Origin of the sequence: Bradyrhizobium stylosanthis (genome assembly GCF_001641335.1) — a bacterium.
Classification (GTDB): Bacteria; Pseudomonadota; Alphaproteobacteria; order Rhizobiales; family Xanthobacteraceae; genus Bradyrhizobium; species Bradyrhizobium stylosanthis.
On the sequence record NZ_LVEM01000005.1, the window covers coordinates 298,939 to 323,021 of the forward strand.

The following is a 24,083-nucleotide window of genomic DNA, read 5'->3' on the forward strand; positions in this document are numbered from 1 at the left end:
ATCAGGCTTTGAAGATGGCGACAATCAGCCTCGTGGTTTCTGATCATGTCGCGCCGGCATGGTCACCGCCACCACACCGGCGAGAATGAGCACCATTCCGGCAAGACTCGACCAGCTAAAGTGCTCGCCGAGCCATGCGGTGCCGAGCGCCACGGCGAAGCCCGCGCGCAGATAGCTGCCGCTGGTCGCACCGAGCGGACCGAGCGTTCGGATCAGCCGGAAATAGATCACCATCGCGAAGGCCGTGCAGATGACCGCGAGCGCGACGACCGCCGTGATCGCCTGCGCCGGCGGCGGTGCCAGCGCCCACGGCCGCTCGATCACGGCGGCTGCGGGCAGCATCAGCATGGCGGCGCAGCTCATGGCCCCCGCCGCCGTGACGATTGCGGGAAGCCCCGAAAACCGCTGGCCCCAGATCGGTGCAAGCGCGTAGCAGAGGCTTGCGCACAGCACCGCTATCTGGGCCAGCGGCGCGGTCGTACCGATCCCGGAAAATGCGTCGGCGCCCATGGTCACCGCCACGCCGGCGAGGCCGAGCGCAACGCCGATGATCTTCCGGCCGCTGACGCTCTGCCGCCCGCGCCCGGTCATCAACGTGATGACAAGCACGAACATCGGCGGCGTCGCGTTGAGCACGCCGGCGAGGCCACTGGTGATATGCGCCTCGCCCCAGCTGATCAGGGTGAATGGCAGCGCACTTTGCAGCAGCCCCTGCACGAAGAACGCCGCCCACACCGATCCCTGGCCGGGAAGGGCGTGTCCCTGCGCGCGCGCGATCAGGACCAGGAGCGCGGCGGCGATCGTCACCCGCGCGGCGACCATCGTGAAGGGCGGGATGGTCGGGATCGCGATCTTGATCAGGGTGAACGAGCTGCCCCAGATCAGCGAGAGCAGCAGCAGGAGCCCGATCTCGAAGGCGAGCGTGGTTTGTGGTGACGTCGTCGATTGGGCCTGCGTGCTCATGCGATATGCTCCGGAAGGTCTCGGCACCATGGGCCGGAGCGGCGAGGCAGGCTGGCCGGATTCGGACCTCATCGCCCGATCGGGTCCGTTTTCGGCTACTCGACGTCAGGCGGGGCGATTATCCTTGCGTCATGACGACTGGCTCCACGCATCGGCAGACGCTGCCGCCGCATCTCGATTGGGACACCTGCGATCGGGCGCGGCTCGCGCGTGCACGCGCGTTCGACGGCCTGTTCTTCTCCGGCGTGCGCTCCACGCGGATCTATTGCCGGCCGGTCTGCCCGGTCCGTCCCGCCCGCTCCGAGAACGTCACCTTCTACCCGACCGCGGCCGCGGCCGAGCGCGCCGGCTTTCGTCCGTGCCTGCGCTGCCGGCCGGAAACCGCGCCGGGCTCGCCGGCCTGGATGGGAACGGCGACCACCGTGGCGCGCGGCATGAAGATGATCCATGACGGTTTTCTGGATCGTGCCACCACGGCGGAGCTGGCTGAAGCGCTTGGCGTCGGGCCGCGTCACCTGCTCCGCCTGTTCCTGCGCCATGCCGGCGCGAGCCCGAGCGAGATCGCGGCGACCCGGCGCGTGCAGGAGGCCAAGCGCCTGATCGACCAGACCGACATGAATTTGGCGGAGATTGCGTTTGCCGCCGGCTTTCGCAGCGTGCGCCGCTTCAACGACGCCTTTGCCGCGACCTACAAGCGGGCGCCGTCGTCATTCCGGCGCCGGCGATAGAAACGACGGGGCGAACTAGCCGATCTGCTTCTCGCCGTGCCGTTCCGACAGCGTGAAGATCTCGACGCCCGTGGCGGTGACGCCGACGGAGTGCTCGAACTGCGCCGACAGCGAACGGTCGCGGGTGACGGCGGTCCAGCCGTCGGAGAGGATCTTCACATGCGGCTTGCCGAGATTGATCATCGGCTCGATGGTGAAGAACATGCCGGGCTTGAGCTGCACGCCTTCGCCGGGGCGGCCGACATGGATGATGTTCGGCTCGTCGTGGAACATGCGCCCGAGGCCATGGCCGCAGAAATCGCGCACCACGCTCATGCCTTGCGGCTCGACGAAGCTCTGGATGGCGTGGCCGATGTCGCCGGTGGTGGCACCGGGCTTCACCGCGGCGATGCCGCGCATCATGGCCTCATAGGTCACCTCGATCAGCCGCTCCGCCTTGCGCGCGATCGGGCCGATCACATACATCCGGCTGGAATCGCCATACCAGCCGTCGACGATGAAGGTGACGTCGATGTTGACGATGTCGCCTTCCTTCAGCGGCCGGTCGCCGGGCATGCCGTGGCAGACCACGTGGTTGAGCGAGGTGCAGGTCGAGTAGCGATAGCCGCGATACATCAGCGTCGCCGGATAGGCGCCGTGGCTGAAGGCGAAATCGCGGACGAATTCGTCGATCTTCGAGGTCGGCACGCCCGGCCCGACGATGTCGGTGAGTTCGTCGAGGCACTTCGCCACCAGGGCGCCCGCCTTGCGCATGCCGGCAAAGGCGCTCGGCCCATGCAGCTTGATCTGTCCGGTCTTGCGCAGGGAGGTCTCGGTGGCTTCGACGTAGCTCATGCTTGTGCGGTCTTCCAGTGTGGTCTCGATCTCGGCGGAAAGGCTTGATTTCAGGCCCTAATTTAATGATTGCCCGCCTTCATGCAAGCTAAGGCAGGGCGTTTCGGGCGACGTGGCGACCGGTTCGCGCAAAGAAAACGCGTCAAAACGAGAATCTGACCGGCCCTTGCGCCCGAAAGCGGGCCTAATTCGGGACTTCTACGGTGGTTTCCACCGGCAGGGCCCCGCCGCGGACGCGGATTTCGCGGACCGGGTAGGGAACCCGGATGCCCTCGCGCTTGAAGGCGTCCCACAGCGCCAGCATGACGTCGCTCTTGACGTTGTCCATGCCGTCGGGGTCCGCGATCCAGAAGGTCAGCGAGAACTTCATCCCGGCCTCGGCGAACTCGGTCAAAATGCTGTTCGGCGGCTTGCCCTTGGTGGCGCGCGGATGGGCGGCGGCAGTCTCGGCGGCGAGCTTGGTGACGAGCCTGGGATCGGCGTCGTAGTTGGTGCCGAAGGCGATCTTCACCAGGGTGTTCTTGTCGGTATAGGTCCAGTTGACGACCTTCTGCGTCACCAGATCCTCGTTTGGCACCAGGAATTCGCGCCCGTCGCCGGCGGCTACCGAAATATAGCGTGTCTTCATCGCGCTGATGCGGCCGGTGTTGTCGCCGATGGTGACGAGGTCGCCCGGCTTCACCGATTTGTCGGCCAGCAGGATGATGCCCGAGATGAAATTGGCCACGATTTTCTGCAGGCCGATACCGATGCCGACGCCGACCGCGCCGGAGAACACCGCGAGCGCCGACAGGTCGATGCCGACCGCGCCGAGCGCGATCACGATGGCGATCGCAAGCAAGCCGATGCGGATGATCTTGACCAGCAGCACCTGCACCGACGGCGTCAGGTCGGTGGCCGAATTGATCCGGCTCTCGGCGAAATTGCTGGCGATGTTGGTGGCCCACAGCGCGATCAGCAGCAGCGCGCCGGCCTTGATCACCAGCAGCGGCGTCAGGCGGAGGCCGCCGAGCACGATCGCGAAGGAGTCGAGCAGGTCGATCGTCGCATCGAGCTGGCCGATGATGGACAGGGCCGCGACGAACCAGGCCGCGATCGACACCAGCTTGACGATGAAGGCGTTGCGCAGGACCGAGGTGACCAGCCGGATCACCAGCCAGGCCAGCCCCATCTTGGCGGCGACCATCAAGAGATAGCTGCGGCTCGGCCAGGTCGCATGGTACATCACGAAGCGGGAGATGATCACCAGCAGGGTGAACACCGCCGTCGAGGCGCTCGACATCATCACCCGCGAGAAGTGCCGGAGCGGCAGCGGCCAGCCCATCGCCAGCGAGGTCATGTCGACGCGATTGCGGACGCCGGCTTCCGCGGCATAGGCGATGCCGGCTGCCGCGAGAATGAGACCAAATTGCAGGTAGAACCAGGGTGAGGAAATCTCGGCCCCGACGCTGCGTGCGGTCGTCTGCACGAACTCCATGAAGTCTTTGAGGTCCATGTCCGTTGGTCTCGGTTCTTTGGTCTCGTCGGGAGGCGGGAGGGGATTGATTCGAGGGCGCCGCAGAATCCCACAATGGGTGCGCCCGGGCCATCGATACACCGTGAAGTGAAGCGCGTTAAGGCCGCAAAATACGGGCAGATTGCCGCGAGCCGCGAAAATGGGTTGGCGCCGGGGAATGCCGACGATAAGGATGAAATTCCAGCGATTTTTACCCGGAAGGTGGATGGCCTCCCTCGACTCCTTCAGCCTCGCCATATTGCTCGGTGCCGTCCTGGTGATGGCCGGTATCCTGTCGAGCCTGCTTGCGCTGCGCTTCGGCGCGCCCCTGCTGCTCGTGTTCCTTGTCATCGGCATGCTCGCGGGAGATTCCGGTCCCGGGCAGATCCAGTTCAACGACGTCGGCACCACCTACCTGGTCGGCTCGGTGGCGCTGGCCCTGATCCTGTTCGACGGCGGCCTGAAGACGCGCTTTGCCAGCATCCGGACCGTGCTTGCCCCGTCTTTGGTGCTCGCCACCGTCGGCGTGCTCCTGACCGCGCTGGTCACCGCGCCGTTCGCCAAATACGCGCTCGATCTCAACTGGGCGGAATCGCTGCTGGTCGGCGCCGTCGTGGCCTCTACCGACGCCGCGGCGGTGTTCCTGCTGGTGCACACCCAGGGCCTGCGCCTGCGTCCGCGCGTCGGCGCGACGCTGGAGGCCGAATCCGGCACCAACGATCCGTTCGCGATCTTCCTCACCCTGATGCTGGTCGAATACATCTCGATCGGATCGAGCTCGCCCGGCCACGTGCTGATGGAGTTCGTGCAGGAGGCGGCGCTGGGCGCCGTCGTCGGCGTGTTCGGCGGCCGCCTCGTCGTGATCGCGCTCAACAAGGTCGCGTTGCCGCAGGGCCTGCACGCGCCCTTCGTGACCACGGGCGCGCTGGTGATCTTCGGCGGCTCGCAGATCATGCACGCCTCCGGCTTCCTCGCGGTCTATCTCGCTGGCATCATCATCGGCAACCGGCCGACGCGCGCGCATAATTCGGTGGTGACGTTCCTCGATGCCGCCACCTGGCTGGCGCAGATCGTGATGTTCGTGCTGCTCGGCCTTTTGGTCTCGCCGAGCCGGCTCGGGGCCAGCGTGCTGCCGGCGGTCGCCGTCGCGCTGGTGCTGATGCTGGTGGCGCGGCCGCTCGCGGTGTTCGTGTGCCTGGCGCCGTTCCGCTTCAACTGGCGCGAGAAGATCTTCATCGCCTGGACCGGCCTGCGCGGTGCGGTCGCGATCTTCCTGGCCTCGATCCCGATGCTGGTCGGCCTGTCCAAGGCCTATCTCTATTTCGACGTCGCCTTCGTCGTCGTCATCATCTCGCTGCTGCTGCAGGGCTGGACGCTGGCGCCGGCCGCGCGCAAGCTGCACGTCGCGCTGCCGCGCGCCGAGCGCGGCCCGCGCCGCGTCGAGCTCGATCTGCCCGGCCAGCTCGAGCAGCAGCTGGTCGGCTATTCGGTCCGCCCCAAGAGCCTGTATTTCCGCCGCGGCCTGATCCCGTCCTGGTCCAAGCCGACGCTGGTGATCCGCAACCAGAACATCCTGACGCCCACGGAGGCCGATCCGATCGCGCCCGGCGACTACATCTACCTGCTGGCGCCGCCGGAGAAGGCCGAGTCGCTCGACCGCTTCTTCGTCGACATGCAGCCGAGCTCGGCGCCCGATCCGCATCTGCTCGGCGACTTCATGGTCTCCGGCGAGCACACGCTGGCGGAGCTTGCCGGGATCTACGGCGTCAAGGTCAGCGAGGACGAGAGCAAGCTGACGCTGGCCGACTATTTCGACGTCCATCTCGACCGCGCCCCGAAGGAGGGCGCCGAGCTCGCGCTGGACGAGATCGTGCTGGTCGCCCGCAGCATCTCCGGCGGCCGCGTCAACGTCGTCGGTCTGCGCCTGCCGGAAGACGACGAGACGCCGGCCCCGCTGACGCGCCGCCAGGCGCTGCGGAAGAAGCTCGCGGATGTCTGGAGCTCAGTGGCGGGGGTTTGACGACACTCTCGTGTCCCGGACGCGGTGCAGCGTGCAACGCTGCTCCGCAGAGCCGGGACCCATGGCGACCATCGTCGTCGCAGACAATGCCAACCACTCGTCATTGCGAGGAGCTCTTGCGACGAAGCAATCCAGAATCTCGCCGCGGAGAAATTCTGGATTGCTTCGCTGCGTTCGCAATGACGGAGTTCGTTGAAACGACTTGCTTCGATAGCGACGCCACGGCGTGCGGACATGGAACACCGACCGCCGGACAACCGCCACCAAATCGCCGCAAGCGCCGAAGATTTGCGCGGCGTCGTGCCTCCTGGTTCCGGAACGCTTCGCGTCGCAACTCGTTCTTAGCCGCGTAACGGTCAACGCATCTGACAGGGAGTACCGCATGCGCAATCTCATCCTGCCCGCCATCGTCGCCATCGGCCTGGGAACGGCGTCGCCGGCGCTGGCCTATGACAGTGGCGATCAGCTTTCGATGCAGGCCGCGCTCGATGTCGCCGCCGATCTCGGCGTCATGACCATCTCGCACACCGAGTTCGCCGGTGACGAATGGCAGATCGAAGGCCGCGACAGCCGCGGCCGCTGGATGGAGGTCGACGTCGATGCCCGCACCGGCGAGGTGCGGAACGTCGATCGCGGCTGGTAAAGCCAAGGCGACGGAAGCGCTGAACTCTCCACCGTCGTCCTGGCGAAAGCCAGGACCCATAACCACAGGGAGCAGCTTGGCGAAGACTCGTAGTTATTCTTTGCCGGGACTTGCACTGCGTTTAAATCGATAGATCACGCGGTATGGGTCCTGGCTTTCGCCAGGACGACAGCGGTGAGCGGGCCGGCGGTGTGCCTCACACCCCCGTCCCATCTCACGTCAGCACCTTCACCCCGCCAAAGCTCGTCACGCGGCCCTGCTTCAGCACCACGATCTGCGTCGCCAGCTGCCGCAGCTCGGCGGCGTCGTGGCTGACATAGACCATCGGCACATTGGCCTCGTCGCGCAGCCGCACCAGATACGGCAGAATCTCCAGCTTGCGGCCTTCGTCGAGCGCGCCGAGCGGCTCGTCGAGCAGCAGCAGGCGCGGCTTCGACAGCAGCGCGCGGCCGAGCGCGACGCGCTGGCGTTCGCCGCCGGAGAGCTTTCCGGGGCGGCGACCCAGCAGCGCGCCGATGTCGAGCAGGTCGATGATGCGCTTGTGCTGGGCGGGGTCGGGCGCAAGTCCGTTCATCCGCCGTCCGTAGTCGAGATTCTGCGCGACGCTGAGATGCGGAAACAGCCGTGCGTCCTGGAACACATAGCCGATGCGGCGGCGATAGGTCGGCACGTGAATGCCGGCCGCGGTGTCGTCCACGGTCTCGCCGTCGATGACGATGCTGCCGCGGTCGGGCCGCAGCAGCCCGGCGATCATGTTGACCAGCGAGCTCTTGCCGGCGCCCGACGCGCCGAACAGGCCGATGACGCGGCCCTCGCTGGCGAAGGACGCGGACAGCGAGAACTCGCCGAGCTGTTTTTCGATGTCGACCCGCAGCATGGTCAATTCCCGTGCAAGCGCTGCGTGGCGCGGCGGGCGAACCATTCGGCGGCGATCAGCGCGCCGATCGCGAGCACGATCGAGACGATCACCAGCCGGCCCGCCGCGGCATCGCCGTCGGGCGTCTGGATCAACGAGTAGATCGCGGACGAAATCGTCTGGGTCTCGCCTGGAATGTTCGAGACGAAGGTGATGGTCGCGCCGAACTCGCCGATCGCCTTGGCAAAGCCCAGCACCATGCCGGCGAGCACGCCGGGCAGCGCCAAGGGCAGCGTCACCGTGAAGAATACCTTCCAGGGCGCTGCGCCCAGCGTCTCGGCGGCCTGCTCGAGCCGGCGGTCGATCGCTTCGATCGACAGCCGCATCGGGCGCACCAGTAGTGGAAACGACATGATGCCGCAGGCCAGCGCCGCACCGGTCCAGCGGAACGCGAAGACGATGCCGAGATGGTCGGCGAGGAAGCCGCCGACGAGTCCCTTCCGGCCGAAGGTGAGGAGCAGCAGATAGCCGGTGACGACCGGCGGCAGCACCAGCGGCAAGTGCACCACCGCATCGAGAAATGATTTACCCCAGAAGTCACGCCGGGCGAGCACCCACGCCAGTGCGATGCCGAACGGCGTCGCGACCAGCGTGGCAATGACGGCGACCCTGAGCGAGAGCAGGATCGCGGTCCATTCGGCGGGAGAGATGTCGAACACGAAGGGTTTGGTTTGCGAGAATCAGGTCGTGGGGCTGACCAGGAATTTGAAGCCGTATTTTTCCAGAATGGTCTTGGCGGCCGTCGAGCGCAGGAAGGCGAGGTAGTCGCTGGTCACGCCCTTTGCCGTCGCGGTCGCCGCGACCGGATAGATGATCGCGGGATGCGAATCCGCCGGGAAGGTGCCGACGATCTTCACGCCCGGCTCGACCTTGGCGTCGGTGGAGTAGACGATGCCGAGCGCGGCCTCGCCGCGGGCAACCAGTGTCAGCGCGGCCCGCACGCTCTCGGCCATCGCGAATTTCGGCTCGGCGGCCTGCCAGGCGCCGAGCTTCTCCAGCGCGGCCTTGGCGTATTTGCCGACCGGCACTGACTTGACGTCACCGGTCGCGATCCTGCCGTCGCCGGCGAGTTTTGCGAGGTCGAAGCCTTGCGCGATCGCGACGTTGTCGATCTTGGAATCCTTCGGCGCGATCAGCACGATGCTGTTGCCGAGCAGGTTGACGCGCGTCGGCTCGTTGATGGTCTTCTTGGAGATGGCGTAGTCCATCCAGTCGGTGTCGGCGGAGACGAACACGTCGGCCGGCGCGCCCTGCTCGATCTGCTTGGCCAGCACCGAGCTCGCGGCATAGGAGACGCTGAACTTGACGCCGGTCTTGGCCGTGTAGGCGGCGTCGATCTCGTCGAGCGCGTTCTTCATCGAGGCCGCTGCGAACACGGTGATGGTCTTGTCCTCCGCCGCGGCGGGCGAAAGGCTCGCGCTCGCGAGGATGACGAAGGCGGTGAAAAGTCCGGCGATACGAACCATGGGGTGCGCTCCGTGCGAGCTCGCGCGCACAAATGCACGCGCAAATCTGGCGTTGGCTGGGTCTGGCTTGCGATGGGCGGACGCGCTGTTCCACGGGTCCTTGCGACGGCTTACGGCCGGCAGGGATATCGCGTTGCAAACATAGCAGGCCGGGGCCTCAGGTCAAAGGCGACCGTTTGTCTGGCCAAATGGCGCTATTGCGCCGGCAGGATCGCGATCGACAGCGAATTGTCCCTGGCGCCGCTGACCTGGAGCACGAAGGGCTTGTCCGACAGCTCGTATTTCATGGTCTTGCGGATGCCGTCGCAATTGGTGGCGCCGCTGAAGGCCACGGGCTTGAGGAAATGCCCGTCCTGGACCACGTCCACCCAGGCACCCGAGGAGAGGCTGATCGTATAGAGCCCGGCCTTCGGCGCCTTGATGCCGGTGAAGCCGGCAAAGGTGCCGTCCTTCGGTGCCCGCTCCGGCGGCGAGGGCAGTTTTGCGTCCTGCGGCGCGACCAGCGCCAGCGTGATGGCGGAGGACGGCAAGGCCCTTTGTTCGCTCCCCGAAGCGAGCTTGGCGCGATCCGGCGCAGTCAGCGCCGCGCGCTCGCGCTCGATCGGCCATTTGAACTTGTCGCAGCCGCTCGGCTCCTCGGCGGCCAGAGCGGAGGTCGCACTGAGCGAAAGCGCAGCGAGCAGGGTGAGGACGCGCATATGGAATTCCATCGTTGGCCACGCGAACGGCGCGGGGCGTGCGGTCAGGTTTGTTGAAGGACGGGATGCGCATCCCGGAGTGCCGCGGGCTTACGGCCGGGCGGCAGCTCATTCTATCGCATTCGCGCAGCGCAAACCACCATCGTCGTCCTGGACAAGCGCAGCGAAGCGGAGCGCCGATCCAGGACCCATTACCCCAAGGCGCAGTTTGGCGAAGACTCGGAGTTAGCAGGTCGCACCACGACTCCTCCCTGGGGTAATGGGTCCTGGCTTTCGCCAGGACGACGGCGGGGGTGTGTGGCGGCGACTTCAATCGCTCGCATGCGCCCCTACGGCTTCGCATCCCCCGCATGCAGCACCACCTTGCAGGCCGCCGGCATCTGCGCCAGCGTCATCGGCGGCTTGGGCTTCGGCGGCTCCGGCGGGGGCTTTGGATGCAGCACGCCGTCGCTGAACCAGTAGGCGAGATCGGCCTCCTTGCAGCCTTCGTCCTCCGACTGCGACGGTTGGCCCTCGCACTCCCCGGCGCCCGCGGGGCAGCGCATGCGGATGTGGAAGTGATAGTCGTGGCCCCACCAGGGACGGATCTTCGAGAGCCAGGAGCGGTCGCCCTTGGCCTCGCGGCACAGCGCCTTCTTGATCGCGGCATTGACGAAGATGCGTTGCACCGCCGGCTCCTGCGCCGCGTCGCGCAGCACCAGCACGTGGCCGGGCGTGAACACCCTGGGATCGACGTCGAGCCGGTCCTGCCGCACCATCATCACCGCCGACATCTCCTCGCGCTCCTCGCGCGAGAGCCGGCGATCCGGCATCGGCGTCAGCCAGATGTCGGCATCCAGACCGATCTGGTGGCTCGCATGGCCCGACAGCGCCGGCCCGCCGCGCGGCTGGGCGATGTCGCCGACCAGGATGCCCGGCCAGCCCGCGTCCTTGTGCGCCCTGGCGGAAAGCCGCTTGATCAGCGCGATCATGTCGGGGTGGCCGTAATTGCGGTTACGCGACAGCCGCATCACCTGCCAATTGTCGCCGTTGAGCGGCATCTGCGCGGCGCCGCCGATGCAGCCCTTGGTGTAGGAACCGATCACATGCGCCGCCCCTTTCGAGGGCAGCAGCTTTCGCGCGAACAGTTCCTTGGCGCCGAGATGCGGATCGTTGGGATTGGCGAGCGGCGGCAGCGGCTTCGGGTGGACGCTGCCCTTGTCCTGGGCCAGCGCGCCGCCGGCGGCCAGGACTTTTATGACGACGAGCGTCACGACAAGCAGGAGAGGGGCGATGCGGCGGGGACTCATGCCCGGCTGTTATAACCCAACGGCGCGTCAGGGTTAAGAATTAGGCTTTCAATCCGGCGTCTGCTCACAGCGACTTTACAGCCGCAAGCCGCGGGCGACATCATGCCCCCGAGGCAAAGGACTTTTCATTATGACATTTTCTATGGCGCGGCTCGCGAGGCGGGCCGCCATGGCATTTTTTGGACTGATCCCGCTGATCGCGCCCCCGGCGCGGGCCGATCTCAGGGTCAACATCGACAAATCATCCCAGCGGATGTCGGTGCGTGTCGACGGCGCGCCGCGCTATTCCTGGCCGGTGTCGACGGGGCGCAACGGCTACGGCACGCCGAGCGGCACGTTCCATCCGCAGGCGATGATGCGGCGCTACTTCTCACGCAAATACTACAATGCACCGATGCCGCACGCGATCTTCTTCTATCACGGCTTCGCCATCCACGGCACGAACGACATCTCGCGCCTGGGCGGCCCGGCCTCGCATGGCTGTGTCCGCCTGCATCCCGCGCATGCGGCAGCCCTGTTCGCATTGGTCCAGCGCGAGGGTGCGCGCAACACCACGATCCGCATTTCGAACTAGGACCATCGCCGCTTTCTGCGCCGGACGGCCGCATTTTTAACGGCGCGATAACCGTATCCTGCATTGACCAAAATTCGTGCGCGGCGCGGGCGATTGCCGGCGCGCGCATGCAATCGAGCGCGATTTCGTAAACGATTCAACCGAACGCGTAATTTTGCGCCAGCACGACCTCCGATCGTGATGGCCGATCAGGTTGGATGCGTCCGCCGGCGCGTCTTGCGCCTCGCAAACAGGCACGATCGGCGGCTCAACGCCTGCTCCGGCCATCGCGAGGCGGGCGAAGATTACTTTTTTTTCAGACACTTGCCTCAAGACTTCGCCCGCAAGACTTGCGTCCGCAAGGCGCGACTGGGACATGTGACGTTGAGTTTGGGGTCTCCAAAACCAAGAAAGCGAAAGCGCATATCGCTCGCCGGCCTGGCGCCGCGAAAGCCGCGCTTCGCGCGCGCGCCCCGTCCTCTGCCTGCACCCGATGAGCTCCTGCAGAGCCGCGCGGAGGCGGAAGCCGCGATCGCGGAGGCGCGCAAGTCCCATGAGCGGCTGCGCCAGGCCATCGACCTCCTGCCGCAGGGCATCGTGTTCCTGGATGCGGAGGGCCGTTACGTCCTCTGGAACAAGAAATATTCCGAGATCTACAGCAAGACCGCCGACCTCTTCGCCGAAGGCGCGCGCCTCGAAGACACGCTGCGTGTCGGCGTCGCGCGCGGCGACTATCCCGAGGCCGAAGGCCACGAGGACGAGTGGATCGCCGAGCGGCTGCAAAGGCTCTATCAGCCCGGCGCACGCCATGAGCAGAAGCTGGCGGACGGCCGCGTCATCATGATCGACGAGCGGCTGACCGACGACGGCGGCGTCGTCGGCCTGCGCGTCGACATCACCGAGCTGAAGCAGCGCGAGGCCTCGTTCCGCCTGCTGTTCGACGGCAATCCCGTGCCCATGATCGTCTGCGCGCTCGACGACGAGCGCATCCTTGGCGTCAATGACGCCGCGATCGCCCATTACGGCTATAGCCGCGCCGAGTTCGAGAAGCTGACGATACGGTCCCTGCAGGCCTTCGACAGCGAGCCGCCCTGGACCACGGACCGGTCCAGCGATGAACAGGTCGCGCGCACCTGGAAGCACGTCAAGGCCGACGGCGCCCTGATCGACCTTGCGATCTATTCCCGCGAATTGACCTATGCCGAGCGGCCCGCGGTGCTGCTGGCGCTGATGGACATCACCGAGCGCAAGCGCGCCGAGGCGCGGCTCGCCTTCATGGCGCAGCATGACGGGCTGACCGGCCTGCCGAACCGCAACCTGCTGCGCCAGCAGGCCGACGAGATGCTGCAGCATACGCGCCGCAGCCCCGAGAAGGTCGCGCTCTTGATGCTGGGGCTCGACAATTTCAAGTCGGTCAACGACACGCTGGGACACGCCGTCGGCGACAAGCTGCTGCGCGGCGTCGCCAAGCGGCTGCGCTCCACCTTGCGCGAGGAGGACGCGCTGGCGCGCCTCAACTCCGACGAGTTCGCGATCGTGCAGAGCGGCCTGACCCGGCCGGAAGATGCGGCGGGGTTGGCAAAGCGTCTGCTGGAAGCCATTTCCGATCCCTATCTGCTCGACGGCCATTCCGTGGTGATCGGTGCCTCCATCGGCATCGCGATGGCGCCGGGCGACGGCGACGATTCCGAGAAGCTGCTCAAGAGCGCCGACATGGCGCTGTCGCGCGCCAAGCAGGACGCGCGCGGCAGCTTCGCGTTTTTCGAGGCCGCGCTCGATGCCAAGGCGCAGAGCCGCCGCAAGATCGAGGTCGAACTGCGCGACGCCATCCAGAACGACGTGCTGCGACCCTATTACCAGCCGCTGATCGACCTCCAGAGCGGCCGCATCACCGGCTTCGAGGCGCTGGTGCGCTGGCCACATGCCGAGCGCGGCATGGTCTCGCCGGCCGAGTTCATCCCGGTCGCCGAGGAGACCGGCCTGATCAATCCGCTCGGCGGCCTGATGCTGCGCCGGGCGTGCCAGGACGCCGCCACCTGGCCGGACGACGTCCGCGTTGCGGTCAATTTGTCGCCGCTGCAGTTCCGCAGCGGCAATCTGCTGTCGATGGTGACCGACGCGCTGAAACATTCCGGTCTGCCGCCGCGCCGGCTCGAGCTCGAAATCACCGAGACGCTGCTGCTGGAGAAGAGCGCCCAGGTGCTGGCGACGCTGCATGCGCTGCGCGCGCTCGGCGTGCGCATCTCCATGGACGATTTCGGCACCGGCTATTCCAGCCTCAGTTACTTGCGCAGCTTCCCCTTCGACAAGATCAAGATCGACCAGTCCTTCGTGCGCGATCTCGGCGCCAACCGCGAGGCGCAGGCGATCATCCGTTCCATCGTCAGCCTCGGCAAGGGCCTGGGCGTCACCATCACCGCCGAAGGCGTCGAGACCGAAGCCGAGCTGAGCTGCCTGCGCGCCGAAGGCTGCGACGAGGGCCAGGGTTTTCTGTTCAGCAAGGCGAGACCGAACGCGGAGATCATCAGCCTCCTGGCCGCGCAGCGCGGCATCGATGGGAATACGGCGCTGGTGGCGTGAGTTCTTACCTCGCCCCGCTTGCGGGGAGAGGTCGGATTGCATCGCAGATGCAATCTGGGTGAGGGGGTACAGGCCTCACGGACTTCTCATCCGTGGAGCGAGCCCCTCACCCCAACCCTCTCCCCGTAAGAACGGGGCGAGGGAGCACATCTTCAGCGCGGCCGCTGTCTTGCTAAGCCGCCCGCAGTCCCGCCAGGAACGTATCCACGCTCTGCCGTAGCGCAGACGCATGTTGCCCGAGCTCGCCCGACGCCACCATCACATTCCCCGCCAGCGCGCGCGACTGGTCCGCTGACTGGCTGGCGCCGGCGACATTGGCCGAGACGTCGGTGGTGCCGGCGGAGGCCTGCTGCACGCTGCGGGCGATCTCGCGCGTCGCAGAACCCTGTTCCTCGACGGCGGCGGCAATCGTTGTGGCGATGCCGCTGATCTCGCGGATGGTGTCGCTGATGCCGGAGATCGCGGTGACGCAATTGCCGGTGGCGGCCTGGATTGCCGAGACCTGGCTGGCGATCTCGTCGGTCGCCTTCGCGGTCTGGCTGGCGAGCCCCTTCACCTCCGCGGCGACGACGGCAAAGCCGCGGCCGGCTTCGCCCGCACGCGCGGCCTCGATGGTGGCGTTGAGCGCCAGAAGGTTGGTCTGACTCGCGATCTCGCTGATCAGCCGCAGCACGTCGCCGATGCGCTCGGCGGAGGCGGCAAGGCTCGTGACCATCTCGGTGGTCTCGGTCGCCTTGATCACGGCATTGCTGGCGACCTGGCTGGAATGGGTGACCTGGCGGCCGATCTCGCTGACCGACGAGGCGAGTTCCTCGGTTGCCGCCGCGACCGCATTGACGCTGGTCGAGGCTTCCTCGGAGGCCGTCGCTGCGGCCGAGGCGCGCTGCGAGGTGCCGTTGACGCTGGTCGTGATCTCGCCGGCGACGCTCTGCATGCCCTCGGTCGCCTTTGCGACCGCGGCCACTACGCCCTTGACGTCGGCCTCGAAACGATCGGCCATCTGGCGCTGCAACACCTGTTTCTCGATTTCTGCCTTGGCCTTGTCCGCCTCCTGCGCTTCGCGCAAGGCGCCGGCTTCGAGCATGTTCTGACGGAACACGTCCACGGCCTTGGCCATGGTGCCGAGCTCGTCCGGACGCTCGCTGCCGGGAATGGTGACGCTGGTGTCGCCGCTCGACAGCCGGTTCATCACGGCGGTGATCGCGGTCAGCGGCCGCGACAATCCGCGTCCGAGCAGGAACGCCAGCAGGACGGCGGCGGTGAGGATCGCGACCGTGCCGAGGATCAGGTTGCGCTCCGCGGTGGAGAAGGCGGCCTCGTACTCCGTCGTGTCCTTGATGATCTCGAGCACGCCGACCGGCTGGCCCGCATAATTCTTGATCGGGCCGGCATAGACCGCGACCGGATGGCCGTCGAGTTCGGCCTCGCGCAGCAGCGGCGCGCCGTCGATCGCGGCCTTCAACTCGTCGGGCTTGGCGACCGCGTTCTCGCCGAAGGTGGAGGACAGCTTGTTGAGGTTCTTGCCGTCGACCGAATAGACCGCGAGGTCGATGCCGAAGCGCTTCTTGGCGCGGTCGACGAATTCCTTGCCGAAGGCGGCGCCGACGTCGACATTGGCGATGTTCTTGCCGTCGCGCACGATCGTGGTCATGCCGAAGATGCCGAGCGCTTCGCGGCCGGGCTCGACGCCGACGATCTGCCGGCCGGTCTTGAGCGCCTCGACCACGGTGGCGCGGCGCGAGGAGACGTCGTCACCGAAGGTCTTCGGGGTGTGGACGCGATAGAACGAGATCGCCGGCGGAAGCTGGAAGGTGATCAGCGGGATGCCCTGCGCCTTCAGCGCCTTGTTGGCGTCGCCGAGCAGCACGCCGAGCGCGTCGCGGTCGCCCTTGGCGATGGCGTCGCCGACCGGCGGCAGCGCCGCGATCGCGGCGGACACGGCCAGTGCCGACCGCCCCTCGTAATCGATCGCCGCGATCACGCTGTCATATTGCAGCTTGAGCTGCTGATCGAGCGCGAGCCGTGTCAGCGCCCGCTGCTGGGTGATCGAGAAGCCGGAGAGGATGGCGCAGGCCACCGCGACGGTGAGTGCGATGGCGAGGATCAGGCGGGCGGCAATCGACTTGATCTTGAACATCAAAAATTCCCAGGCATTTCCAAATCTTGCTTTGGTGGAAAGGTCCCAGAAATTGCTTAACAACAAGGACGACGCTGCCCCCGTGTTTCAACGGAAACGCACCCGTCCTTTTGCATGACTCAATGCAGCGGACGCATGGAAGCTGTGGTCGTTCGTCGCAAGTCGTGACAATGCGCCGCGGTCCGCCGGCGACTATCGGTTTTCGGCAAGGATCATCTTACCGACATCCTCGTAATGCGTATCCCGCGCCTGGATCTGCTGCGCGATCGCGTGCATGTCGCGAAAGCGCCGTTCGAACGGATTGCTGCGGAACACGGCGGTCGCGCCGGCCATGTGATAGGCGGCGTCGACCACCTTCGCCGATTGATGGATGGTCCAGGTCGCGGCCAGGCGGACCGCGCTGCGATGCGCCGCGCTGAATTCGCCGGTGGCATTGAGGTCGCGCCACATCGCATTTGCGGTGGCATAGAGATAGGCGCGCGCGGCGCGCAAATCGCCCTCGGTGCGGCCGATCAGGCCCTGGACCGCTCCGTTGTCGCGCATGGCGCCGGCTGCGAGCGACTGGTGTTTTCCGCGCGCCAGCGCGATGGCCGCATCCAGCGTGGCACGCGCGACGCCGAGCGAAACCGCGGCAAAGCCGAGGCTGAAGCTCGATCCGGTGCCGATCCTGTAGACCGGGCCCTTCTCAATCAGCGCATGCGGCACGTCGCGGAACGCGGTGAACCGCTCGGGGATGAAGAGGTCGCTCACTTCATACGAGTCGGTGCCGGTGCCGGCGAGCCCGATCGCCTGCCAGACGTCGTGCAGCACGGCGCTCGCGACCGGAAACAGGATGGTGCGCACCTCCGGCGAGCCGTCTGCGTTTTTGCGCGGCGTCCCGTTGCTGCCGAGGATGCGCACATGCGCCCCCAGCCAGCTCGCCTGCCGCGAGCCCGACGCAAAATCCCAGCGTGCCGTGACGCGATAGCCGCCCTCGACGCTGCGCGCCTGATGCGCGATCGCGCCCCAGGCGAGGATACCGGGCGCGGTGTTGAAGATCTCGTGCGCGGTATCGCGGTCGAGCGATGCTGCGATCATCGCGCAGACGCTGCACTGGCCGAGACACCAGGCCGTGGAGGCATCCGCCTTCGCGATCTCCTCCAGCATCTGCATGAACGTTTCGATCGGCGCTTCCGCGCCGCCGAGGCTCTGCGGCAGCAGCGCGCGATAAAGTCCGTTCTCGATGAGGACGGAGACCACGGCAGGCGTCAGCCGCCGCGTGCGTTCGATCTCGTCGGCTTCGCCTGCGATCAGCGGCGCGAGCGCGCGGGCACGTTCGATCAGGCTGACGCCGGGAGTTGCGTTCATACGCATTTTCTCGCCCATTCTGTCGTGAGACGTGGTCCTACTCTATCACCTCGTCCGCAAATGCCAGCAGACCGGGCGGGATCTCGAGGTTCAGCGTTTTTGCGACCTTCAGGTTGATCACGAACTCAAACCTGGTGGGCTGCCAGATCGGCAGGTCGGCCGGCCTGTCGCCGCTGAGAATGCGGCCGGCATAAATCCCGCCTTGCCGAAATGCATCGGTCAGACTGTTGCCGTAGCTCATCAAGCCGCCGGCGTCGGCAAAATCGCGCCAGGGATACATTGCAGGCATGGCGCTACGCGCCGCCAGATCAACGACACGGCGGCGCTCGAGATTGAAGAGGCGGTCGGAGGTGACAAGCAGCGCGCTCGCGCGATGTTCGACGGATCTCGCAAACGCCGTTTCGAGTTCGGCGAGATTTCGCGCTTCGAGAATCAGCAGCTGCAGCCCCGAGGACGATGCCGCCGATCGCAATGCCGTGACATCCGCATTCGGGTTGTCCGGGTTGATCAGGGCGGCAACCAGGGACATGTGGGGCAGAAGCGCGTGCAGCAGTTCGAACCGCTTCGGCTCCAGCGCGCTGGCCTGGAACGCCACCCCGGTCGCGTTGCCGCCCGGGCGATTGATGGACGATGCAAGACCCATTGCAACGGGATCGAGACCTACCACGAACACGATGGGAATGTCCGACGTCGTCGCTTTGGCGGCCAGCGCCCCGCCATTATCCGCGGTGAAGATCAGAGCAACACGCCTGCGCACCAATTCGGCTGCGGCGTCTCGCAGCTCTTCGTTGGCGTTTGGCCAGCGTCCCACGATGGAAATGTTTTGGCCCTCGACAAATCTCATCTGCTTGAGGCCGCGACGAAACGCTTCCGCGAACGTTTCCGTGCCGGCGCTTGGACGGTTGAGGGAACCGATCACCGGCATCGACGATTTCTGTGCCTGGGCCGCCGACGACAAGGTCATTGCCGCAGCGCCCAGGCCGGTCATGAATTCGCGCCGTTTCATGCGTGTGACCTTGGAAAGGTCTTGGACCAACCGAAAGTCGAGGTGCCGACGATGCAGACCGGGCGAAAGGAGACCGCCCGGCCGTCGTTGGCTCGCGAGCCATTGAGCCTAGTTTGCCGGTGCGTCGGCCCCGTGACAATGATCCTCTTGTCGCCGCCGCCGCAAGAGGCCCGCGGCTCGGTCTTGCAGCCGTTCGCGGCGTGGAACCAGCTATCGCTTGACTGGATCGGAGACCGGCTTCCCCTTCTCGACCACGAATACGTTGAAGGTCTTTGCGGTGCCGCTTGCCTTGTTGTTCGCCTCGTGAACCACGCCGGGTTCGTTGTGGTAGGACTGACCCGCCGTATAGGTCTTGGCTTCGCTGCCGTCCTTCCGGCCAACCACTTCGCCTTCGAGCACGGTCGTGTATTCGTCGCCGGGATGCGTATGGAGGCCGGTGCCGGAGCCGGGCGGCCATTCGACGATCACGGAGATGACTTCCTTGTCCGGCTGCCCCGTCAGCGGCTCCTTCTGCAGCGGGGTCACTTTCAGCTTTGGAGCCTCCTGTGCGAGAGCGGCAGGCGCCATTGCAACGGTCGCGACCAACGCAATAGACGACAACAAATGAGCGAGCTTCATCGAGATCTCCCCCAGTTTGATAAAGACAAAAAGACAGACGTCAATTTCATGGAAACGCGACCAGACTATTCGTCGCGATGCCTGTTGCCAAGGCCGTCGGGTGCGGGCCCGGCGATCACGCTCGCGGGCAATCGCGTCATGGCAAGTTTTCGCGTCTTCCTCTACGATCCCTCGAGCGAGTTCGGGAGATGCCGGGATGCGAACCATTGGCCTTATCGGGGGCATGAGCTGGGAGAGCACCGCGCTCTATTACAAGCTCATCAACGAGCGCGTCCGCGACCGCATGGGCAAGCTGCATTCGGCCCCGCTGCTGATGTACTCCTACGACTTTCAGGGCATCAAGGAGATGCAATATGCCGGCCGCTGGGACGAGGCGGCGGCCAGCCTTGCGGAGGTCGCGCAGCGCCTTGAAGGCGCCGGCGCGCGGGCGATCGTGCTGTGCACCAACACGATGCACAAGCTGGCGCCCGAGATCGTGCCGAATCTGACCATTCCCTTCATCCATATCGGCGACGCCACGGCGGAGCGCATCCGGTCCAAAGGCTACCGGCGCGTCGGGCTGCTCGGCACCAAATTCACGATGGAGGAAGACTTCTACATCGATCGGCTGCGCGCCCACGACCTCGACGTCCTGGTGCCTCCCGCAGACGCGCGAGCCGACGTGAACCGCATCATCTACGACGAGCTGTGTCTCGGAAACGTCACCGCTCCCTCGCGCCGCCGCTATCAGGAGGTGATGGCGGCGCTCGTCGCAGGCGGTGCCGAGTGCATCATCCTCGGCTGCACCGAGATCACGATGCTGGTCGGTGCGGACGACACGTCGGTCGAGACATTCGACACGACGGCGATTCACGCTGAGACCGCGGCCGATTTCGCGATTCTGTGATGGCGATGCCGGCGGGTGCGCTTGCTGACTTCGTCCAGGCGCAGTGATAGCATGCGCCTCGTCGCCGGCCTGCGGGTTTGTTCTCGTACGCGCACCCGCAAAGAGCGTGTGGGGAGGCAAGTCCAATGAACAGGGAAGCACTCCGTAGGCCGCGCAGTTGCCGCAGGCTCGTATTGCCTTTCATTCTCGCCGCGGTCTGGTCGCCCCTGGCATGCGCCGAGGACGTCCAGAAATCCTCCGGCGCAGTAGGCCCGGTCTTCTCGGACAGCGGTCCCGATGCCGAGCTCTACGGCGCGGCCGCGGGTTATCCGGTCGGCACGCGCGGGACCGCCACCCAGCTCGACAAGCTCGTCGGCGTGTACACCCATTTCGGCGAGATCTACCCGTCGCGCCCGGTCGTTCGCGCGACGACGCCCTGGCAATTCAAGCGCGCCCCGGAGCCGCAGATCGCCTACAGTTTCGGTACCGAGCAGCTGACCATCGCGGACTACCTCAAGCGCAATCCGGTCACGGGGCTTCTGATCGCCCGGGACGACACCATCCTGTACGAGCACTATCAATATGCGCGGACCGACCGCGACCGTTTCCTGTCGCAGTCCATGGCCAAGACGCTCGTCGGGATGCTGGTCGGGGTCGCGGTGTCGGAGGGGCGGATCAAGTCGATCGACGATCCCGTCTCGACCTACGTCTCCGGCCTTGCAGGAACGGAGTATGGAAACACATCCATCCGGGCCCTGCTGAACATGTCCTCGGGCGTCGCGTTCTCGGAGGTCTATGACGGGCAGGATGACATCGCCAGGCTCGGGCGAGCCCTGTTCGTCGACGAGCCCAGGGATCCCGCGGCCGTCGTCGCGCAGTTCAACACGCGCACTGCGCCGGCCGGCACCAAATGGCACTATGCGAGCGTGGAAACCGAGATCCTCGGCCTGGTCCTGCGCGCCGCCACCGGCACGCCCGTGGCCGATTATCTTCATGACCGGATCTGGAATGCCATCGGCACCGAAGCGGATGCCTCATGGGCGATCGACGGCACCGGGCAGGAGATTGCGTTCTGCTGCTTCAACGCGACCTTGCGCGACTATGCGCGCTTTGCCCGCTTGCTCGCACATGACGGCAGCTGGGAAGGGCGCCAGCTGATCCCCCGGCAATGGCTGCTGGATGCCACGACCGTCAGGCCGGACGATGGTCATCTCGCACCGCGCGTGGCCACGCCGTTTTTCGGCTACGGCTATCAGGTCTGGCTCCTCCCCGGCGAGCAGCGCCGGTTTGCCCTGCTCGGCATCCGCGGCCAGGTCATCCTGGTCGATCCGGCCTCGAAGCTCGTCATGGTGCACACCGCCGTTCGCCAGAAGCCGTCCGAGCCGGGCGCCCTCAGGGAGCCGCTCGCGCTGTGGTCCGCCGTGCTGCAACAGCTCGGGCAATGACGACGGCCGGCAATCTCTTCTGTGGCCATCCTTCGAGACGCCCGCCCTTGGCGGGCCCTCAGGATGAGGACCGAGTGCGTGGCCGCAGTTTCCGCGGGTACCGATACAGCTTAGCTTCATCCTGAGGAGACCGCTGAAGGCGGTCGTCTCGCAGGACGAGGCGCGCGCTCAAGTCGCGCCAAATGGGCTAGTGCCTGGCCGGGACCGGCCGACCGGCAGGCGGCTGCATTGAACCTGCCCGGCTTCCGGGAGCACCAACGTCGCGGAAGTCCCCGCGGCGAAGGAGCGCGCGATGAAAGCCCTGAGAGCATCGATCTGTGTCGCGGTCACCGCGCTCGCCCTGAGCCTGTCGCCCGGCGCGCCGTCCTACGCCCAGGACGATGAGGCCGGCATCGCCACCCGCCAGATGAAGGAGCTCTATCGGGCCGGAAAATACGCCGAAGCGCTGCCGCTCGCCCAGAAGGCGCTCGCCCTCCGCGAGAAGGAGTTCGGCCCCGACGATGCCAATGTCGCGATGCCGCTGAACGATCTCGGCACGATTCACTACAATCTCGGCCAGTACGCCGTGGCGGAGCCGCTGTACAAGCGCGCGCTGGTCATCAGGGAGAAGACGCTCGGCCCGGATCATGAGGAAGTCGCCATGGTCCTGAACAATCTGGGCGATCTCTACCGCGCCGAGGAGCGTTATGCGGAAGCCGAGCCGCTGCTGAAGCGATCGATCGCCATCGACGAGAAGACGATCGGCCCCAACGATCCGTCAATCGTATTGCCGTTGAGCAATCTCGGCGCCGTCTACAGCAGCCAGGGCCGGTACGATCAGGCCGAGCTGCTGTTCAAGCGGGGACTCGCCGTGCTGCGGAAAGCGCTCGGCCCGGACGATCCCGAAGCCACCGTGCTGATGAACAATTTGGCCGATACCTACATCAATCTGCATCGCTATGCCGATGCCGAACGGCTGCTGAAGCGGTCGATGGTCGTGACGGAGAAGGCGTTCGGTCCCGATCACGCCGACATCGCACAGGCGCTCAACAATCTGGCCGCACTCTATGCGCGTCAGGGGCGTAACGCCGAGGCCGAGCGGCTGTTCAAGCGGTCGGCGGCCACTTTCGAGAAAACCCTCGGTCCCAATCATCCGGATCTCGCCGGTGTTCTGGATAACCTCGCCGGTCTCTACAGGGATCAGGGCCGCTATGCCGATGCCCAGCAGGTCATGAAGCGATCGATGGCCATTCGCGGCAAGACGAGGCCGATCTGAGCGGGTCGGCGAGGCCGGTCGAGACGTCTTTCGTTGAGGGATCATCGCGGATTGCGTTGAGGGGGCCATGACGAAGCACGCGCGACTGCTCAAGATTGTCGTCGCCCTGACGTGGCTCGGATTGTCTGCGGCAACGGCGGCCGGCGGCCCATCGAAGGACATGTGGAGCGGTGCCTGGACGTTCGAAATGGACCGCCAGGATCGGCCATGGCTCGCCTTTTCCGACCCGCATGGCAAGACGGTCTTCCGCATCGGCTGCGGTACGCATTTCGAGCTGGATGCGGTCTATCCGGGGGATGCGCCGAAACAGGAGCACACCGAGGCCTCGATCACGATCGGCAACGGCAAGACACAGATGGATTTCGCCGGCTTCACATACGCAGGTCCCGAGTCCTTCCCGCCGAACACGTCGATGTTCAACCAGCCGGACCTCGGGCATCCCGAGCTTGCCGGCGACAAATGGCGCGCGCTGGAAAACCGCGTCCTGGACCTCATGGGGGCCGGGCAGCCCCTGAAGGTGTCGGCCGAGGGCAAGAGCTACATGCTGCCGCCGGTCAAGGCGCCTCGGTGGCGCGCGCGCTTCCAGAAGGTCTGCTGACGCCCTGACGGCGAGCAGGGGGCACGCGTCGCCCCATAGCCGCTTTTTTTATCGTATTGATGGCTCGACCATGTCGGTATCGACGGGGCTCGATCGTCCTTTGGTGGACATGTCACGAACGAGCGGTGCATGGACCCCGCACGGGTGAATCGATGTCACCTCGAGCCGTCACAATCGAACCGGAGCAATACCCATGAGGATTACCGTCGAAACCAGCGTCGCAGCCCCGATCGATCAGGTCTGGCGTGCCTATACGACGCCAGCCGACATCGTGAAGTGGAACGCCGCGTCGGACGACTGGCATACGACCAAGGCGACGGTGGACCTGCGGGAAGGCGGCCTGTTCTCGTCCCGCATGGAGGCCAAGGACGGCAGCATGGGCTTCGACTTCGCCGGCACCTACACGACGATCGTCGAGCACAAGCTGATTGAATACGCGTTCGGCGAGCGCAAGGCCGAGGTCGAGTTCGTGCCCGGCCCGAAGGGCGTCCTCGTCCGCGTCGTCTTCGACAGCGAGCCGACGCACTCGGTCGAGCAGCAGCAGGGCGGCTGGCAGGCGATCCTCGACAGTTTTGCACGGTACGTGGAAGCGAAGAAGTCGTGAGACCTAGCGCGCGGGATGGCTCA

The 24,083-nt window shown here is 65.9% G+C and carries 22 protein-coding genes; 10 read left to right on the plus strand and 12 right to left on the minus strand.

Features of this window, described 5'->3' with window-relative positions; all coding sequences use genetic code 11:
• Positions 1-24: 24 nt before the first annotated feature.
• Positions 25-963: a DMT family transporter gene (locus tag A7X65_RS32680; protein ID WP_063693082.1), complete on the minus strand. Its 939-nt coding sequence runs from the start codon at positions 961-963 to the stop codon at positions 25-27.
• Between the two features lie 131 nt (positions 964-1,094).
• Between A7X65_RS32680 and A7X65_RS32685 the strand changes: the two genes are divergently transcribed.
• On the plus strand, positions 1,095-1,691 hold the full coding sequence (locus A7X65_RS32685) for a bifunctional transcriptional activator/DNA repair enzyme AdaA (RefSeq protein WP_063693084.1): 597 nt from the start codon (positions 1,095-1,097) through the stop codon (positions 1,689-1,691).
• Between the two features lie 15 nt (positions 1,692-1,706).
• Here A7X65_RS32685 and map read toward each other — a convergent pair whose 3' ends face one another.
• Positions 1,707-2,525 carry a type I methionyl aminopeptidase gene (gene map / locus A7X65_RS32690; RefSeq protein ID WP_063693086.1) on the minus strand — a complete coding sequence of 273 codons (819 nt, stop codon included), beginning with the start codon at positions 2,523-2,525 and terminating at the stop codon, positions 1,707-1,709.
• A 184-nt stretch (positions 2,526-2,709) separates the two neighbouring features.
• A complete protein-coding gene (locus A7X65_RS32695) occupies positions 2,710-4,020 on the minus strand; it encodes a mechanosensitive ion channel family protein (RefSeq protein WP_063693088.1) in 1,311 nt (436 codons plus the stop codon).
• A 226-nt stretch (positions 4,021-4,246) separates the two neighbouring features.
• Between A7X65_RS32695 and A7X65_RS32700 the strand changes: the two genes are divergently transcribed.
• Together A7X65_RS32700 and A7X65_RS32705 are read left to right on the plus strand one after the other, a co-directional pair.
• Positions 4,247-6,040: a potassium/proton antiporter gene (locus tag A7X65_RS32700; protein ID WP_063693090.1), complete on the plus strand. Its 1,794-nt coding sequence runs from the start codon at positions 4,247-4,249 to the stop codon at positions 6,038-6,040.
• Positions 6,041-6,422: 382 nt separating this feature from the next.
• Positions 6,423-6,683: a PepSY domain-containing protein gene (locus A7X65_RS32705; RefSeq protein ID WP_063693092.1), complete on the plus strand. Its 261-nt coding sequence runs from the start codon at positions 6,423-6,425 to the stop codon at positions 6,681-6,683.
• Between the two features lie 214 nt (positions 6,684-6,897).
• Here the strand turns inward: A7X65_RS32705 and modC are convergent, their stop codons facing one another.
• The 5 genes from modC to mepA form a co-directional block, all read right to left on the minus strand.
• Entirely contained in the window at positions 6,898-7,560 is a 663-nt protein-coding gene (modC, locus tag A7X65_RS32710; protein WP_063693094.1) for a molybdenum ABC transporter ATP-binding protein, read from the minus strand.
• A gap of 2 nt (positions 7,561-7,562) precedes the next feature.
• Complete coding sequence (gene modB, locus A7X65_RS32715; protein ID WP_063693096.1) at positions 7,563-8,258, minus strand: molybdate ABC transporter permease subunit; 696 nt, start codon at positions 8,256-8,258, stop codon at positions 7,563-7,565.
• A 21-nt stretch (positions 8,259-8,279) separates the two neighbouring features.
• Complete coding sequence (gene modA / locus A7X65_RS32720) at positions 8,280-9,065, minus strand: molybdate ABC transporter substrate-binding protein (protein ID WP_063693098.1); 786 nt, start codon at positions 9,063-9,065, stop codon at positions 8,280-8,282.
• 194 nt (positions 9,066-9,259) lie between these two features.
• Positions 9,260-9,763 carry a hypothetical protein gene (locus A7X65_RS32725; protein ID WP_063693844.1) on the minus strand — a complete coding sequence of 168 codons (504 nt, stop codon included), beginning with the start codon at positions 9,761-9,763 and terminating at the stop codon, positions 9,260-9,262.
• Positions 9,764-10,092: 329 nt separating this feature from the next.
• Positions 10,093-11,052: a penicillin-insensitive murein endopeptidase gene (mepA, locus tag A7X65_RS32730; RefSeq protein WP_063693100.1), complete on the minus strand. Its 960-nt coding sequence runs from the start codon at positions 11,050-11,052 to the stop codon at positions 10,093-10,095.
• A 169-nt stretch (positions 11,053-11,221) separates the two neighbouring features.
• Between mepA and A7X65_RS32735 the strand changes: the two genes are divergently transcribed.
• Complete coding sequence (locus A7X65_RS32735) at positions 11,222-11,626, plus strand: L,D-transpeptidase (protein ID WP_063693845.1); 405 nt, start codon at positions 11,222-11,224, stop codon at positions 11,624-11,626.
• Between the two features lie 459 nt (positions 11,627-12,085).
• On the plus strand, positions 12,086-14,185 hold the full coding sequence (locus tag A7X65_RS32740; protein WP_245324031.1) for a putative bifunctional diguanylate cyclase/phosphodiesterase: 2,100 nt from the start codon (positions 12,086-12,088) through the stop codon (positions 14,183-14,185).
• A gap of 172 nt (positions 14,186-14,357) precedes the next feature.
• On the opposite strand, the gene A7X65_RS32745 is transcribed toward A7X65_RS32740, so the two are convergent.
• From A7X65_RS32745 to A7X65_RS41075, 4 genes are all read right to left on the minus strand, one after another.
• On the minus strand, positions 14,358-16,322 hold the full coding sequence (locus A7X65_RS32745) for a methyl-accepting chemotaxis protein (RefSeq protein ID WP_063693101.1): 1,965 nt from the start codon (positions 16,320-16,322) through the stop codon (positions 14,358-14,360).
• A 192-nt stretch (positions 16,323-16,514) separates the two neighbouring features.
• Positions 16,515-17,669, minus strand: a complete 1,155-nt coding sequence (locus A7X65_RS32750) for an acyl-CoA dehydrogenase family protein (RefSeq protein ID WP_063693103.1) — start codon at positions 17,667-17,669, stop codon at positions 16,515-16,517.
• A gap of 37 nt (positions 17,670-17,706) precedes the next feature.
• Positions 17,707-18,675, minus strand: a complete 969-nt coding sequence (locus A7X65_RS32755) for an ABC transporter substrate-binding protein (RefSeq protein WP_063693105.1) — start codon at positions 18,673-18,675, stop codon at positions 17,707-17,709.
• 210 nt (positions 18,676-18,885) lie between these two features.
• Positions 18,886-19,500, minus strand: coding sequence for a cupin domain-containing protein (locus A7X65_RS41075; protein ID WP_167358318.1), 615 nt, complete (start codon positions 19,498-19,500; stop codon positions 18,886-18,888).
• Here A7X65_RS41075 and A7X65_RS32765 point away from each other — a divergent pair.
• The 5 genes from A7X65_RS32765 (at position 19,490) to A7X65_RS32785 (ending at position 24,060) form a co-directional block, all read left to right on the plus strand.
• Positions 19,490-20,179, plus strand: coding sequence for an aspartate/glutamate racemase family protein (locus tag A7X65_RS32765; protein WP_063693108.1), 690 nt, complete (start codon positions 19,490-19,492; stop codon positions 20,177-20,179). The two genes, A7X65_RS41075 and A7X65_RS32765, sit on opposite strands and share 11 nt — an antisense overlap.
• Positions 20,180-20,352: 173 nt before the next feature.
• Positions 20,353-21,603, plus strand: coding sequence for a serine hydrolase domain-containing protein (locus tag A7X65_RS32770; protein ID WP_167358319.1), 1,251 nt, complete (start codon positions 20,353-20,355; stop codon positions 21,601-21,603).
• Between the two features lie 292 nt (positions 21,604-21,895).
• Complete coding sequence (locus A7X65_RS32775) at positions 21,896-22,858, plus strand: tetratricopeptide repeat-containing protein (RefSeq protein WP_063693110.1); 963 nt, start codon at positions 21,896-21,898, stop codon at positions 22,856-22,858.
• 67 nt (positions 22,859-22,925) lie between these two features.
• Positions 22,926-23,456, plus strand: a complete 531-nt coding sequence (locus A7X65_RS32780; RefSeq protein ID WP_063693111.1) for a hypothetical protein — start codon at positions 22,926-22,928, stop codon at positions 23,454-23,456.
• Positions 23,457-23,649: 193 nt separating this feature from the next.
• A complete protein-coding gene (locus A7X65_RS32785; RefSeq protein WP_063693112.1) occupies positions 23,650-24,060 on the plus strand; it encodes an SRPBCC family protein in 411 nt (136 codons plus the stop codon).
• The last annotated feature ends 23 nt before the right edge of the window (positions 24,061-24,083 follow it).

Coding starts and splice junctions, on each gene's coding strand:
- A7X65_RS32745 (WP_063693101.1), bottom strand. CDS start 16,322: ATGTTCAAGATCAAGTCGATTGCCGCCCGCCTGATCCTCGCCATCGCA.
- A7X65_RS32700 (WP_063693090.1), top strand. CDS start 4,247: ATGGCCTCCCTCGACTCCTTCAGCCTCGCCATATTGCTCGGTGCCGTC.
- A7X65_RS32750 (WP_063693103.1), bottom strand. CDS start 17,669: ATGAACGCAACTCCCGGCGTCAGCCTGATCGAACGTGCCCGCGCGCTC.
- A7X65_RS32705 (WP_063693092.1), top strand. CDS start 6,423: ATGCGCAATCTCATCCTGCCCGCCATCGTCGCCATCGGCCTGGGAACG.
- A7X65_RS32780 (WP_063693111.1), top strand. CDS start 22,926: ATGACGAAGCACGCGCGACTGCTCAAGATTGTCGTCGCCCTGACGTGG.
- A7X65_RS32775 (WP_063693110.1), top strand. CDS start 21,896: ATGAAAGCCCTGAGAGCATCGATCTGTGTCGCGGTCACCGCGCTCGCC.
- A7X65_RS32725 (WP_063693844.1), bottom strand. CDS start 9,763: ATGCGCGTCCTCACCCTGCTCGCTGCGCTTTCGCTCAGTGCGACCTCC.
- A7X65_RS32765 (WP_063693108.1), top strand. CDS start 19,490: ATGCGAACCATTGGCCTTATCGGGGGCATGAGCTGGGAGAGCACCGCG.
- A7X65_RS41075 (WP_167358318.1), bottom strand. CDS start 19,500: ATGGTTCGCATCCCGGCATCTCCCGAACTCGCTCGAGGGATCGTAGAG.
- A7X65_RS32735 (WP_063693845.1), top strand. CDS start 11,222: ATGGCATTTTTTGGACTGATCCCGCTGATCGCGCCCCCGGCGCGGGCC.
- A7X65_RS32755 (WP_063693105.1), bottom strand. CDS start 18,675: ATGAAACGGCGCGAATTCATGACCGGCCTGGGCGCTGCGGCAATGACC.
- modC (WP_063693094.1), bottom strand. CDS start 7,560: ATGCTGCGGGTCGACATCGAAAAACAGCTCGGCGAGTTCTCGCTGTCC.
- A7X65_RS32685 (WP_063693084.1), top strand. CDS start 1,095: ATGACGACTGGCTCCACGCATCGGCAGACGCTGCCGCCGCATCTCGAT.
- A7X65_RS32695 (WP_063693088.1), bottom strand. CDS start 4,020: ATGGACCTCAAAGACTTCATGGAGTTCGTGCAGACGACCGCACGCAGC.
- modA (WP_063693098.1), bottom strand. CDS start 9,065: ATGGTTCGTATCGCCGGACTTTTCACCGCCTTCGTCATCCTCGCGAGC.
- mepA (WP_063693100.1), bottom strand. CDS start 11,052: ATGAGTCCCCGCCGCATCGCCCCTCTCCTGCTTGTCGTGACGCTCGTC.
- A7X65_RS32785 (WP_063693112.1), top strand. CDS start 23,650: ATGAGGATTACCGTCGAAACCAGCGTCGCAGCCCCGATCGATCAGGTC.
- map (WP_063693086.1), bottom strand. CDS start 2,525: ATGAGCTACGTCGAAGCCACCGAGACCTCCCTGCGCAAGACCGGACAG.
- A7X65_RS32680 (WP_063693082.1), bottom strand. CDS start 963: ATGAGCACGCAGGCCCAATCGACGACGTCACCACAAACCACGCTCGCC.